Genomic DNA, 14683 nt, shown 5'->3' on the forward strand with positions numbered 1-14683 from the left:
AATTTGAAAAACCGATTGTTATAGAACACCAAACGTCATTAAAGTATAAATTATAAGTAATTTAGTGGAATTTCGACATCTCTTTTAGTCATATATTTGATTTTAACAAATACACTGAATTCCAGTCTTTTATTTGATATTTTTAGCGGTTATTTTCTTGCATTTTCAAACATTTTTAATTTTTGTCATGTACTAAAAATTTTTAATCTAATTATATTTGATGTCCATTTTTATAGTAATAGCTAAAGGATTTTAAATAGTTTAAACATAAATACTTTTAATTTTCATGCTAATTCTTTAATGATATTCAATTGAAAATTATTATGGATATATATATGTTTTTTTGTATCTAATTACACCTTAAATCCGCAAGTTCCTAATTTGCTTTTTTAAAATTTATTCTTTAAGTCAAAAAACGTCATTTCAAACCGGTTTTCAGTTGTTTTTTGATCGTCTATCCCTTCTTTTTTTCGGCATGCCTTATTTTTGCGAAGCCGTCGGTCTTTTTAATTTAATATCTCCCAATTCAACGCATTTAGGGGGTTTTAGAGCCACATCAGGGCGTACCTTCCCCATGGCATAGGCTTTTGGACTTTCCAATCCCTATGTCAACAACAAATGGTACGACTTATCGGTGAACAGTTTGAGTATTTTTTGTCGTCCTCTTTTTATCCATTTAAAAGGAACTGTCACAAATCTAAATATGAATTTCTTAATCCTGAAATAAGGCTTTACAAACGATACTTTTTCAGCTATTCTCTTTAAGATCGTCAAATAGAAATTCCTGCACATGGCAGTCAAGATCATATAGACCGTGTTTTCTTCTAAAAATGAAAAAGGCAGGTTTTTCCAACCGAAATCATTGTTCATTTCATCAAATATCTTTTCAGTTGCGCCTCTTTGGTTGTAATATTCAATAATTTCCCTGTCGGTGGAAGTTCGGTCATTCGTTGCTATTGCTCTATAGGTGAAGTCGTCCCCAAAAAAAGCATCTGTTTGTCCTGTGCCGTTCTTTTGCCTGCCAACTACATATCTATATGTTTTTTCTCCTCCAAAGGGAGTATGATCAATACTGCATACCTCCACATCAAATAATCCGATTCGCACAGTTCTCCAATCTTTCATATCCTTTACCCTGTTGGAGAGTTCGCTGCAACGTTGGGCCCTGATATAAAATCTTTCGCTATTGGCTTCTACTATTTCTATGACCTCTTTTGTGAAGGAGCCACAATCCATGCGGCTTCTATCAATTTTAATGCGCTTGTTTTTTAGCATTGAATACACATCTTTTAGTGTATCAGCTTGTTTGAACTTTACATTACTGTTACCGTTTCTATTTTCTATGTAAACGACCTCTTTACCAATGCTTGCCACCCCCGGGAAATAGCCCTTTTCCATTTTATAGCCCTTTCTGGAATCATATTTTTCGCAAGGGACGAACTGATGGTCAAAGTCAAGATCATACGATTTATTGGGAACCAGGGTCTTTAACTGCAACAGCATGTCTAAATTTAGTCCGTTCAGCGTGGCATGCCTGCTAATGTCATTTACCGAGCCGGACTTGCCAATGTGAACTTCCTTGTCCAGGGATAAAGATTTTTGAAGGCGAAGAAGTGTATCGGGAGAGCAAACCTTGAGATTTTCAATCTGCAAAAATTCTTCTCTTAGGTTTGCACAAATATCCTCGGCGCAATCTCCACCTGCAAAGATGATCGACCACATATTTTTTATTGCATCGCTAAAACTGAATTGGGCCTGTGGCGAGCGTTCTCCAAGGTGTTTCGTAATTAATGCCGGAAGTCGTGAGTTGTCGAATTCGGCTGAAATAAAATTAAGACCACCAAAAGACTTGATATTATCGGAAGAAAGTGTAATTTTCATCTGCAAGGATGTTTTCACCTAAATTGGTGAAAATATTTGAAAGGGAAAAGGCTTTAAGACTCTGGTTTTATTGACTTTTCCACTTTCTTGTTAACATCACTTGCGGATGTTAGGTATAATTAAAAAAATTGATGACCTCATTAGTAGTCATAAGTATAAAACAATCAGTTTGCTAATCTGTGATTTTAAAGATCTTAACTTTTAAGCTGCTTGATATAGTCAATAGATAACTTGGTCAACCGTTCTATTTCAGGATAGTTAAAATTCCCATTCGTATCCTTCAAAATAAGCTTAGACCCTATACCCACACAGGTTACACCTGCACCAAACCAAGCCGCCAAACTCTCTTCTGTTAGCGCCACGCCGCCTGTTGGCATGATACTCGTCCAAGGACACGGACCTTTTATGGCTTTTACATAATTCGGACTGTAAGCATCACCAGGAAATAATTTTACAATCTCACATCCCAATTCTTCAGCTTTAGCTATCTCGGTTAGGGTGGCTCCCCCTGTTTCAGTCAGATCTTCCATTTTGAAAAATATGGCAATTATATAAAATTTTAGTGTTATCCAATCCTTAAAACTCCTCTCCTTAAGGGGCCTTTGAAATTGTTGAGCGTTGTTTTTCTTGGACTTCCTAAATGCCGGTGCTGCTTCTTTTTTTAAATTGATACAGATTCATTACGTAGTCACCTCCCGATTATTCCTCAGTTTTTTTTCAATTGTTAATAACCATTTGACAACAATATAAAGTCTCAATCGAAAGATGTTGCTATATTTTCCATCTTTACACTTCACATACATTTATAATTATTAGCCTTATCCCAATGGAAATTACCCACGTCTTAAAAAGAGATTTTAGCACAAAACCCTTTCACTTAGAAAAGATTACAGATGCAATATTAAAGGCCATGAGCGCTGCAAAACACGGTGTAGTCGAAGATGCGCAGCGCATTTCTGAGAACGTCCATAAAGCACTTTTAGAAAGAAAACGATTGGATGCCAATTATATTCCTACCGTGGAGGAGGTTCAGGATTTTGTGGAAACTAAATTAATGGAAAGCGGATTTTTTGATGTGGCCAAAGGGTATATCCTCTTCAGGAATCAACAGACCCAAAAACGGAAGCTGAACATATTCGAGAAGCGAATCAATTTAAAGCCTTATGAATATCCAGCACTCTATGAGTATGTTCCTGCAATACGACATTCCTATTGGATACATACCGAATTCAATTTTACAAGTGATATACAGGATTTCAAAACCCGACTTTCAGAAGTTGAGCGCAGTGCCATTAAAAATACCATGCTGGCCATATCACAGATTGAAGTGGCTGTTAAGAGTTTTTGGGGCGACATTTATCACAGGATGCCAAAACCAGAGATTGGTTCAGTAGGTGCCACTTTTGCGGAAAGCGAGGTGCGCCATCACGATGCCTATTCCCATTTACTCGAAATATTAGGTCTCAACGAAGAGTTTAAGGACCTAAAGAAAAAGCCGGCCATCATGATGCGGATTCAGTATTTGGAAACTGCTCTTAAAAATGCCAAAAGTGAGGATCATAAGGAGTATGCCGAATCTATTCTCTTGTTTTCCCTTTTTATAGAACACGTGTCGCTATTCTCACAATTTCTGATCATTATGGCATTCAACAAGCATAAAAATATGCTTAAAGGCATTTCAAATGTTGTAGAGGCCACATCCAAGGAAGAGCAAATCCATGGTGATTTTGGAATTGATATTATCAAAATCATCAAACAAGAAAACCCAGAATGGTTTGATGAAAGTTACAATGGCATGATCCAAGAAGTATGTCGAGAAGCCTTTACCTCTGAAAGTAGGATCGTCGATTGGATTTTTGAGGAAGGAGAATTGGACTTCTTGCCTAAGAATGTGGTCAATGAATTTATTAAAAACCGCTTCAACAATTCTCTTGAAAGTATAGGGATTGAAAAAATATTTGAGATAGACGAAACCCTATTGGCACAAACCGAATGGTTTGACGATGAGATTATTGGCACCAAACATGGCGACTTCTTCGTCAAACGCTCTATCAACTACAGTAAAAGAACCCAAAGTATAACCAGTGATGACCTATTTTAAATGAACGAACAAAATCTAACTCTCGACACACAGACTTCAAAAACAATTTCCGAAACTGACAACCTTGTAAACGCTCGAAAAGAAGCGCTCCATCAAACGGAAAAAAATGAACCCCAAGGCTTCAAATGGCTTAATGAGCATAGCCGTAACTTTTTGGCGTCAGGTTATCTGTCACCAGGCGTAGCTGCAGAGGTGCGCATCCGTGAAATAGCAGATAGAGCTGAACACATCTTGGGAATCCCAGGGTATTCAGATAAGTTTTACAACTATATGTCTGAAGGTTACTACTCATTAGCATCTCCTGTTTGGTCAAATTTCGGAAAAGAAAGAGGCCTTCCCATCAGTTGTTTCGGGTCGCATATTGGTGATGATATGGGCAACATCCTCTACACCCAATCTGAAGTGGGAATGATGTCTAAACTTGGGGGAGGAACCTCAGGGTATTTTGGAAAGATTCGCCATCGTGGGGCGGAAGTAAAAAACAACGGGCAGGCTTCCGGTGCGGTCCATATTATGCAATTGTTTGAATCTATGGTGGACGTTGTGAGTCAAGGATCTGTAAGGCGTGGCCGTTTTTCACCGTATTTACCGGTCGAACATCCAGATATCATGGAGTTTTTGGAAATCGGTACAGAAGGAAATCCTATTCAGGAGCTCACCCATGGTGTAACGGTAACCAACCAATGGATGCAGGAGATGATAGATGGCGATGAAAAAAAGCGTGCTATTTGGGCAAAAGTACTACAGCGAAGAGGGGAAATGGGTTACCCATATATTTTCTTTAAAGACAATGCCAATAATTCTGCCGCAGATGTTTACAAGGATAAAAACCTACAAATTTATGCTAGTAACCTCTGTACCGAAATAATGTTGCCATCAAATGACGACTGGTCTTTTGTATGCGTTCTGTCTTCGGTTAATTTATTGCATTATGATAAATGGAAGAATACTGACGCGGTTGAAACCATGGTCTATTTCTTAGATGCCGTTATTACCGAGTTCATTGATAAACTAGAAGCCTACCGCGACTCTGATCGCCGAGAAGACAGGCAAACCTTCCTGTTTATGGAACGCGCCTATAACTTTGCCAAGGACAATCGTGCTTTAGGACTTGGCGTTTTGGGATGGCATTCGTTATTACAATCTAAAATGCTTCCTTTAAACAGTCAAAAAGCATATGATTTAAACAGTGAGATATTTAAAGTGATCCAAGAAAAATCATATAAAGCCTCTGAAGAATTGGCTGAAAAATTTGGTGAACCCACAGTTCTCAAGGGTTACGGAAGACGTAATGCCACCTTAAACGCGATTGCTCCAACCACGTCATCGGCTTTCATTTTAGGACAGGTATCACAAGGCATTGAACCTGTCTGGTCTAATGTGTATGTAAAAGATATCGCCAAGATAAAGACGACCATTAAAAATCCATTCTTAGAGAAACTGCTTGAAGAGAAAGGTATGAATACATTAGAAGTATGGAGAGACATTCGTGATTACGACGGTTCCGTCCAGCATCTTGATTTCTTGACTGAAGAAGAGAAAGATGTTTTTAAAACCTATTCAGAAATCGATCAATTAGATTTGATTTACCAAGCGGCTAACCGTCAAAATCATATTGATCAAGGCCAGTCGGTAAATATTATAGTTCATCCAGATATGCCAGTTAAGGAGATCAATAAAATTCACGTTACCGCATGGAAACTCGGATTGAAATCTCTCTATTACCAACATAGTATGAATGCCGCCCAAAAGTTTGCCCAGAAAAAAGACTGTGCCAGTTGTGAGGCATAAGTTTTAGCTTAGAAACATTCATTACTAATTTCGGAAATAAAATAAAGAACAGGTCACACTTAGTTGTCCTGTTCTTTTTGTTTTATGGCATCTGAACGGGAGATTGAGCTTTATAAAAAATAAGTTAATTCATGAGAATGCTGGTAACGGGTGATAAGCATTCTGGAAGACATCGCGCTATTCTCTTGACAACATTTATAAGCATTCCGATATAGCGGACGCTGTTCACAATTTTGACTCCGTAATGAATTGTTACTGCCCGGCTGGAATACTGTTGGTGGAAAACACCAACAGCGGCGTAAGTGCAACAACTTATCAGCAGATAAAACTCGAGAATCGACTAAAGCATACCAGACACTAACCCTAATATTTTATAGATTGTCATTTTACCTGTGTTTTAAATATTACAGAAATAGGAATGGCATCTTGATTGTTAACTTCAATGATTGCATTTACAATTAAGCCAGCTTCCTGAAAATCGAGGAGCCAACGTTCAAACGTTCGGGCATACCATGGGTGTCCGTCCAAAAAGCTTCCTGGTAATCCTTTCCATGAATCGGCTATCCACTGCGATGTGTATGGCAATTGATTTTGAGTCAAATAGAGGGGATGCAAGGTTTGAATGATAATCTCTCCGTTAAAAATTAAACTGTTTTTCAATTGTTTTAAAAGTGAAATCAGCTCTTTATTTTGGTAAAGACAGAAATTAAACACGGCAGCATCAAAAGGGGCTTTGGGAATTAATTTGCCCTCTACAAGGTCTTCATAACTGATGTGATGATAGGCTTCCTTTCCCTTTTTTTTAGCGTTTTCTAAAAGTGAAACTGTGGCGTCAATGCCTGTGCCGCTTTTTCCCATTTCGGTGATTGCTCTGGTTAGCCAACCTTCACCACAACCAATATCTACAATTTTTTTAGCTTCAGATGCTTTTAAAACAGAAACGATAGCTTCATTGGTGAATTTTCGAGAAGCTATTTCTTGTTTATCCATAACATGTATCCATTGTTCAGCATTAATTTCCCAAGATGTTTTGATCTTATTTTCTTTCATAATAAATTTTATTGCATATCCGTTTTTTGTCCTACTGTAAAAAAATCTTCGAACATCTCCATAACCAGCGGGAAACAAAAATAAGCGTATGGAAAAATTATCCCGCAGATTTACGCTGAACAAAAACAAATATTTGATTTTTTTGATTAAATATCAGCAGTGTCCGGTGAAAGAAGTAAAAAGTTTGCAAACTCCATAAAAGCATGACCCGTTTCGAGATCTTAAAAAATGACACTTTTTTTTAAAACCAATTTACTAAGAGTGATTGGGCAAATTTAATTTAGAATAACTATTGTTTATCAGTTAGTTATAATCAAATCTTTGTTCTTTATTCTATAAGCGCAGCGGTCTTAATTCTTTATCGGACATAATAATTAAATATACATATTATTATAATGACTCAATTTATATAATTATGATGTTTTACTAATCAGATTCAAAAAAAGCATCACCTACAACACCTATTTGAAGTATAGCCACATCAAAATTTAATTTTTGATAAAAAATCCAACAACTCGAGACAATCACTTTTCTGTTTATAAAATCATCATTTGAAGAATTTTGGCCATTGTTGGTGTTTGGGAATACTGTTGGTGGAAAACACCAACAGCGGCGTAAGAGTTTTGGCCATTGTTGGTGTTTTTCACCAACAATTTTCACTTAACTGTAGGGTACATTCGCCATTGTTGGTGTTTTTCACCAACAATCTTGACTTAATCTTAGAATACAAAAAGAGCCATTCAATCACTGCTGTTTGGAACCAATTATTTCTCGAAAACAAAACAAAGAGTACTTCAACTAAAAAACGGTTATAGATCAAATAAAGGAGTTGGAAAAGCTGTTGGTGGAAAACATCAACATCGGCGTAAGAGTTAAATATTTTTCGTATATTAATTCTATGAACATTCCAAGCGAAGCATACGAGATAATTATTGCAGTCATTTTAATTTCTGTTGCAATGACTTTTGTAAGTTACTTAACCAAGCGTAGCAGAAATTTCAGAAGCAGTAGAAATAAAAGGGCGAGGAAGCAGGATCAACCTTTTGATATTGATTTATAATTTTTATCCAATCATTAATATTCTTCTCTATGGCCTGTTTTCTCACTCCCCTGCTATGGCCTATGTTCCAGTTTCCTATCACGAGCTAAGCCCCCAAAACAAAGCTGGAGGTAAACCCTCAAGCACCCTAACCCTCAAAAGGCAACAAAAACTTTTTACATTTTTTAAAAAGTGCCCTTTCTATATTTAGCCATTGTTCTTGTTTTCTATCAACAATTTTTGCTTAACCTCACAAATACCCAGTACTTTAGCCCCCAGACTGGTCGAAGCCCTTGTGTCATTTAGATGAACAAATAGTAATTCAATCAAATATTGTTCAACTTTTAGATGGTTCTATTTCCATTCTTTTTGATCATCCCAGATTACTTCATATAACTGCACAACCATCGAGGACATCGAATCAGAATTTTTAATCTCCCTATCAAACCTTAGTCTAAAAAGATTAATTTTTTTCAGAACTTAAAAAATAATTTTCACAATAAACAACTGTAATATAGATACTTATAAAGTGTGTTTTATATATTTATAATATCCCCGAACAATTCCCCCTGATCATATAATTTTGTTTTTAAAATAAAAATATCATTGAGATGTCGCTATTTAATAGCTTAAAGTTCATTACAAATTCAAATACTATTAGCGATTATTTTTCAAAAACTAGTCAAAATCTTAAGTATGAAATTCAGGGTATCAATTATTTTCTCGTTCATATTATTAATTACAGTTTTTATGACAACAGATGGAAAAGCACAAGATCAAGAGAAAACTCCTGAAGAAATAAAACTCGAACAAGAAGCGGTAATTGCAGCGTTAAAAGACCAAATCGCGCAATCAGAATTAGCTGCGGCTCAAGCTTACAATACTATTCAAACTTCAATAGCCGCAGCAAATGAAAAAGCTAAATCCGAGAGTGAAAAGGCAAAATCTGAAGCACAAGCAGCTGCAATCACTGCTAAAAGAGAACTTTTTAAGGGACCTGAAGTTAATTCATTAGAGGGTAATATTACAAGTAGTGGTGATTTTATTGAGAGCAACATATTGTCACTTCGAAGTTTAAACATCGCCTTTGAACAGTTATATAAAAAACTCAATGATGATGATTTCTTTCACAATAAAACGCTGCAATTTGTTATATACGATGACGTCGGTATACAAGGGCTGGAATAGTTTGTTGCATTTAAAATGGATCTGGAGGTCTTGTCCAAAACCTTTAAAAAGGCCAATCAGGATGCTATAACGGTTCCGAAACCACCATTTGATTATCAGTCGGAACCCGAAACTCTTACTGACCCACTCTTGGCGGGTTACGTAGCAACAGGTATTTTAAAAACAGTTGTCAATTTGGTGTCACTTTTCAAAACTGATACCGATTTTAAAAATTTTGATGTCGCTACAGACGACTCAGAAATTATAGCAGCATTTAAAAATAGCTTGATAAAAAATAAAAACTGGAAGGTTTTCTCTCCTGCTATATTTCCAATAAATACCGTAAAAAACAATTCAGAATCATATGTGACTGGCCTAAACAATGAATTACTGGCACAAGTTGCTATAGCTAAAATCCATTTAAAAAACTTTGATTTAGCACATGACAAAAATATATATATCCATTAATAAATCAATAAAATAGCTGGTCAGACATTTGCATAAAAGACTCATGTCCATTACATTATAAGATTATTACCACATAATTTTCTATTGAAGAACACCAGTCCTAAAGATAAAGGTACACTGTTAATTTCGGTTTTACAAGGCCATTTTAAGGGAGAATTCAATTTGGCCAGGTTCAAGCCCATTTGTTTATTTATAACTGCCCTGTGCAAGGTAAAGAGAATTAATTATGACAGACTGGCCTCCGAATTCGATACCGAAGTAGATAAGGGCAGTTCTTATAGAAGGATACAAAGATTCATGAAGGAGTTTGATTTCCCCATGAAGCTGGTTTCATCACTGATATTCAATTTGTTGCCCGTAAGAACTAATTTGGTTTTGGTGCTGGACAGGACCAACTGGAAGTTCGGAACCAAGAACATCAACATTTTAATGCTGGGAATCAGTTATAAAAATGTTGCATTTCCCTTGATGTTTAAAATGTTGGATAAGCGGGGAAATTCCGATACGCAAGAACGAATCGATCTGGTCAGGCAATATGTAGAATGGTTTGGAAAACAAAGCATAGATTGTTTGCTGGCCGATAGAGAGTTTGTTGGGGACAAATGGCTGGAATTTTTAAATGAGAACAATATTAGATATTACATTGGGCTCAGGAATAATTTCAAAATTTATTCTTATCAAAAACAAAAAGAGATTAAAGCGTTCTGGCTGTTCAACAATTTAAGAATTGGCGAGTTTTATCACTATCCAAAAATCGTATCACTCCATGGCCAGAAATGTTATCTAACCGGAAGTAAAACTTTTGACAGAGATGGTAAAATGGAATTCCTGATCATCGTCTCATTCAATAAACCCGAGATGGCAATGGTTCATTACAAGCAGAGATGGCAAATAGAAACACTTTTTAGGGGACTGAAAAGTAGTGGTTTCAATATTGGGGACACCCATGTAACCGATTTGGACAGGTTGGAAAAACTCTTCCTGTTAACATAATTGCTTTTGTCTGGTGTTACAAAATCGGTGACTTTGTGGATCAGAACGTAAAAAAAATAACAATAAAAAAACATGGACGAAGAGCTGTGAGCATATTCAAAATATGGATTGGATTGTTTGTAAAAATTCCTATTAACGGGCAATAAGCCGCTAGAATTCAGCCTCTTTAGTTTTTTGTCATGTACTTAAAAAAAGTATACAAAATAAACTCAATAACAGACCCAGTCAAGTTTAGAACAAAACTTTATCTAATTTTTTCTGTCCAAAATGCCTTGAAAAAGACTAGGTTTTTTGGAAGCAAAAAATTAAATTGCATCATAACCAATTAGCACCCTTTGTTGCGTTAAGACCTAGAATGCGCCAAGGATACTATAACTTTTATTAAATCCAAACACTATGAAATTGAAATTTAAATACTCACAATTTTTATTGTTTTGTCTTACTTTAGTGAGTCCCTTTAGTTATGCACAACAAATTGATGAACAAAAAAGAACAAAATCTCAAACTCACACCGGTAAACATCATCTTGCTATATTCAATGGCGCCACAACAAATTTTACCCACCAATCAACATCATATACCCTTGGATTAGATTACGAATACAGAGTTTCCAAACTCATTGGACTGGGTGTTCTAGGAGAGCTTATTCTAGCGGAATCAGAAGAAATTCTGGCAGGGGTTGCGGCATTTGTTCATCCTTATAAAGGACTAAAATTTATTACGGCACCCTTAGTTGCCTTTGCGGAGGAACATACTGCCACAGGACATGAGGCTAAAAAGGAGGCTAGTTTTTTATTTCGGATAGGCGTGGGTTATGACTTTCATATTTGGAAGTTATCCTATGGACCAGCTGTCAATTTTGATTTTGGCAAAACTGAGGCAGTTAATTATGGTTTAGCAATTGGCTATGGATTTTAGGCGCTCGTTTCAATCAAATTCCCCAAAGCTAGCCCAACATGTGGCAACTTTACAGATTAGAAAAAGAGCATCAACTTAAGACACCAAAAAGGTGTTCTAAATGTAGCGATAAAAAACATCCTTGAGCACAACGCCAGTTTTTGTCTCATCGGAGAAAAAAGATTGAATTGTAAGCCTCTATAAGGACAATCTCCACCCGATTGTTAGTGACAAGGAGGCCAAGATTATTGAGTCAGGTGCTAAGGTCAACGAGTATCAAAGAGAGAAATTTAGGACCCACTAGAACAAAGTAAAATTGTCCATGAATTTAACGTAAGGGCATTTTGTTTTGTATCAGTATAGTCAAATCAGGCTTACTTATGATAGAGCCGAAACAATTTATTTATAGATGATTAGAGGTGTTTTTTAATTTTAACTGGTGCGTTTGCCCTGACTTTCCGCTTCTAAAATATTTTTGGCACGCTCTATGGCACGGTTAATATCATCATATATATTGTATTTATTGAGCATTGTATACATATTAGCTTTTAGCAATTCCATTTTAACTTCATGATTTGCACCCGATATTATTATTGTTGTTCCTTTTGACTGCAACTGACGACAGATTTCTTTCAGCCTATGTATACCCGTGGCATCAATAAAGGGGACATTTCTCATTCTTAAAATCAATATTTTGGGTTGTTGGTTTAAATCGGTAATTACCTCCTGAAATTTTTGTGAAGCCCCAAAAAACAACGGGCCGTTAATTTCGTACAAAAGGACGTCCTTAGGAATTTCGGACAATTCTTCCTCAAAAAGTCTATCGCCAAAACTATCATTTGAAGCAAGAAAATTTGATGTGTTTTTTATGGATGTGGCCTCACTCATGCGTTTCATAAAAATAAAACTGGATAAAATCACACCTATTTCTATCGCTAAAATTAGATCGAAAAATACAGTAAGAAAGAAAGTGGTAAGTAGCACAACGACATCCATTTTGTTACTTTTAAATAAGGCAATAAAATGGTGCCATTCTCCCATATGCCAAGCAACAACAATTAATATTCCAGCCAAGCAGGAAAGCGGAATTAACTTTGCAACAGGTGCCATCAATAACATGATCAATAATAGAACTATCGCATGAACAATTCCTGAAATTGGTGTTCTACCGCCATTTTTTATGTTGGTAGCCGTTCTGGCAATGGCTCCTGTAGCAGGAATACCCCCCAAAAGTCCTGAGAAAATATTTGCGGTACCCTGTGCTACCAATTCCATATTAGAGCGATGCCGACCGCCAATCATACCGTCTGCAACCACAGCAGACAGAAGGGATTCAATACTTCCTAATAAAGCAATGGCAATGGCAGGTTGTATAAGCGATTTGATGATCGCAAAATCAATATGCGGAAAGGCAGGCATGGAAATACTATTAGGAATCTCACCAAATTTAGTTTCAATTGTTTCCACGGGAAGATCAAAATAGTAAACCACGGCGGTGCTTAAAATAATGGCAATTATAGAACCGGGAAGTTTAGCGGTAATCCTAATAAAAAAGAGAGAAATTAAGATGGTAGCCACGGCAACGGTAAATGCAACCCAATTAATTTGGGTAAAATGACGTCCATAAACTACCCATTGATCAACAAAATCTGCGGGCAAGGATTCAATTGGCATTCCAAATAAATCCTTGATTTGGGAGGAAAAAATGATGAGCGAAATGCCGCTTGTAAATCCGATAATTAAAGGATATGGAATAAATTTTAAATAATTGCCAAGTTTTATAAAACCCATTCCCATGATTATAAATCCAGCCATAATTGTGGCGATGGTAAGACCGTTAACGCCATGTTCCTGAACTATTGCATAAAGTATCACAATAAATGCGCCGGTAGGGCCACCTATTTGAACGCGGCTACCTCCTAAAACAGAAACAACTATCCCTGCAATAACAGCGGTTATAATTCCTTTTTCAGGGGAAACTCCTGACGCAATGGCAAAAGCAATGGCTAAAGGCAAAGCAACAATTCCCACAATAATTCCAGCCATCACATCCTTAGACAATTGTTTTCTGGTAATTCCTGCTTTTAAAAGCGTGAAAAATTTTGGCGTAAATTCTCCCTTTTTCATGTTTACTAAGTTATTTTTTTTAGAGTTAACTCATTATTTGTATGTATAACAGACATCACATTTAAATTTGTGGTAGGTATCATGTTCGCAACATTTCTATGAACAACACGTCACCTGGCTGAACACAATGATTCTTCCGTCCAAAACGCGACTATTCGGACAAGCAATGTATAAAATTTGCGGATTTTGATCTTTCAATAAATTTTTAAAATAATATGGGTGAATTTTGAGTTTCTCAACAACCCATTTTTTTTTGTTTTCGAAAATTTTAGCTATGTTCAATTTCTAATTTTCTTTTGGTATTAATCCAAATTAAGGTTTAAAATTGGCTTTAAAAAACAAACAGTCAGTTTACAAAAGCATGCACAATTAAACCTTGAAAAGACCTGACTTTACCCGTGTTTTGGATTTGAGTTTTTTCATACACCCAATTAAAATACGATGCTATAGACCGTGTTATGGCTGATACAAATTTTGAATGGCGCGTTTCATAACGCAACACCTCATTGCTTAAAGAATCTCTCATTTCCCTTTAATCCCACTGATAGGCATTAGGATGGGTGTTTAATTTTTGGTGTATAAACCATCAAAAAAAGCAAGAGTCATAACAGATCTGATCGCCAAAAAGGAACTTCCCCAAAATCCTGATCAATTTTTCTTAACAATATTTAAATCCTTTTTAGTAGCTTACAGATCACAATACCTTCTGTATATGGTAAAGTTCCTTTATGGCTAGGGATTAATGCATGTTATTTATCACCGGAATATCTCTAATTTTTTGTGGAGCAAAACCTTTTATCTGTAATTTCTTCAGCCCCTGTTCTTTTACCGCAACTGTTAATAATTGGCATAAAATTTAATAATACAAATCCCTTTGAACATTCTACTGGAATAAATCACTGTACTTTAGAATTACACAAAATTTTCAGTCTTCAGAGAGCTTGCTCAGACACTTAAAATAAGCCCTGTAAGGGTTTAATTTTGGAAACCAGATCATCGGAAATTTTCGGATTTCTAAAACCAAGCCTTAGGGGTTTATCTATTTCGTGGCACATGATCCAATTATTTAAGTTTCTAACTGTTATTTAGAATTTTTAAAATTGTTATACTATACTCATTTCACTTAAATACTTTTTGCAGTGTATTCAAACGCAATATGGTATTGCACG

At 36.1% G+C, this 14683-nt stretch carries 11 protein-coding genes; 6 read left to right on the forward strand and 5 right to left on the reverse strand.

Going from position 1 to position 14683, the window contains the following annotated elements:
- Positions 1-603: 603 nt before the first annotated feature.
- On the reverse strand, positions 604-1881 hold the full coding sequence (locus tag JEM65_RS15265) for an IS1380 family transposase (protein WP_199601285.1): 1278 nt from the start codon (positions 1879-1881) through the stop codon (positions 604-606).
- Positions 1882-2075: 194 nt separating this feature from the next.
- Positions 2076-2411, reverse strand: coding sequence for a hypothetical protein (locus JEM65_RS15270; protein ID WP_199601287.1), 336 nt, complete (start codon positions 2409-2411; stop codon positions 2076-2078).
- Positions 2412-2707: 296 nt separating this feature from the next.
- Here JEM65_RS15270 and JEM65_RS15275 point away from each other — a divergent pair, with 296 nt between their 5' ends.
- Both JEM65_RS15275 and JEM65_RS15280 read left to right on the forward strand, forming a co-directional pair.
- A complete protein-coding gene (locus tag JEM65_RS15275; protein ID WP_199601289.1) occupies positions 2708-3982 on the forward strand; it encodes a ribonucleotide-diphosphate reductase subunit beta in 1275 nt (424 codons plus the stop codon).
- Positions 3983-5773: a ribonucleoside-diphosphate reductase subunit alpha gene (locus tag JEM65_RS15280; protein WP_199601291.1), complete on the forward strand. Its 1791-nt coding sequence runs from the start codon at positions 3983-3985 to the stop codon at positions 5771-5773. It abuts the gene before it with no gap.
- Positions 5774-6154: 381 nt separating this feature from the next.
- Here the strand turns inward: JEM65_RS15280 and JEM65_RS15285 are convergent, their stop codons facing one another.
- Positions 6155-6823: a class I SAM-dependent methyltransferase gene (locus tag JEM65_RS15285; protein ID WP_199601293.1), complete on the reverse strand. Its 669-nt coding sequence runs from the start codon at positions 6821-6823 to the stop codon at positions 6155-6157.
- Between the two features lie 1789 nt (positions 6824-8612).
- On the opposite strand from JEM65_RS15285, the gene JEM65_RS15290 reads away from it, so the two are divergent.
- From JEM65_RS15290 to JEM65_RS15305, 4 genes are all read left to right on the forward strand, one after another.
- Entirely contained in the window at positions 8613-9050 is a 438-nt protein-coding gene (locus JEM65_RS15290) for a hypothetical protein (protein ID WP_199601295.1), read from the forward strand.
- A gap of 30 nt (positions 9051-9080) precedes the next feature.
- Positions 9081-9497: a hypothetical protein gene (locus tag JEM65_RS15295; RefSeq protein ID WP_199601297.1), complete on the forward strand. Its 417-nt coding sequence runs from the start codon at positions 9081-9083 to the stop codon at positions 9495-9497.
- Positions 9498-9581: 84 nt separating this feature from the next.
- Entirely contained in the window at positions 9582-10490 is a 909-nt protein-coding gene (locus tag JEM65_RS15300; RefSeq protein ID WP_199601299.1) for an IS4 family transposase, read from the forward strand.
- Positions 10491-10886: 396 nt separating this feature from the next.
- Positions 10887-11408 (forward strand): hypothetical protein, encoded by a 522-nt coding sequence (locus tag JEM65_RS15305; RefSeq protein ID WP_199601301.1) that lies wholly within the window; start codon positions 10887-10889, stop codon positions 11406-11408.
- A gap of 411 nt (positions 11409-11819) precedes the next feature.
- Here JEM65_RS15305 and JEM65_RS15310 read toward each other — a convergent pair whose 3' ends face one another.
- Positions 11820-13514, reverse strand: a complete 1695-nt coding sequence (locus JEM65_RS15310; RefSeq protein WP_199601304.1) for a SulP family inorganic anion transporter — start codon at positions 13512-13514, stop codon at positions 11820-11822.
- A gap of 346 nt (positions 13515-13860) precedes the next feature.
- Positions 13861-14040, reverse strand: coding sequence for a hypothetical protein (locus JEM65_RS15315; protein ID WP_199601306.1), 180 nt, complete (start codon positions 14038-14040; stop codon positions 13861-13863).
- Positions 14041-14683 lie beyond the last annotated feature (643 nt).

The organism is Gelidibacter salicanalis, assembly GCF_016469035.1.
GTDB classification, from domain to species: Bacteria; Bacteroidota; Bacteroidia; order Flavobacteriales; family Flavobacteriaceae; genus Gelidibacter; species Gelidibacter salicanalis_A.

Coding starts and splice junctions, on each gene's coding strand:
- JEM65_RS15265 (WP_199601285.1), bottom strand. CDS start 1,881: ATGAAAATTACACTTTCTTCCGATAATATCAAGTCTTTTGGTGGTCTT.
- JEM65_RS15270 (WP_199601287.1), bottom strand. CDS start 2,411: ATGGAAGATCTGACTGAAACAGGGGGAGCCACCCTAACCGAGATAGCT.
- JEM65_RS15275 (WP_199601289.1), top strand. CDS start 2,708: ATGGAAATTACCCACGTCTTAAAAAGAGATTTTAGCACAAAACCCTTT.
- JEM65_RS15280 (WP_199601291.1), top strand. CDS start 3,983: ATGAACGAACAAAATCTAACTCTCGACACACAGACTTCAAAAACAATT.
- JEM65_RS15285 (WP_199601293.1), bottom strand. CDS start 6,823: ATGAAAGAAAATAAGATCAAAACATCTTGGGAAATTAATGCTGAACAA.
- JEM65_RS15290 (WP_199601295.1), top strand. CDS start 8,613: ATGACAACAGATGGAAAAGCACAAGATCAAGAGAAAACTCCTGAAGAA.
- JEM65_RS15305 (WP_199601301.1), top strand. CDS start 10,887: ATGAAATTGAAATTTAAATACTCACAATTTTTATTGTTTTGTCTTACT.
- JEM65_RS15310 (WP_199601304.1), bottom strand. CDS start 13,514: ATGAAAAAGGGAGAATTTACGCCAAAATTTTTCACGCTTTTAAAAGCA.
- JEM65_RS15315 (WP_199601306.1), bottom strand. CDS start 14,040: ATGAGAGATTCTTTAAGCAATGAGGTGTTGCGTTATGAAACGCGCCAT.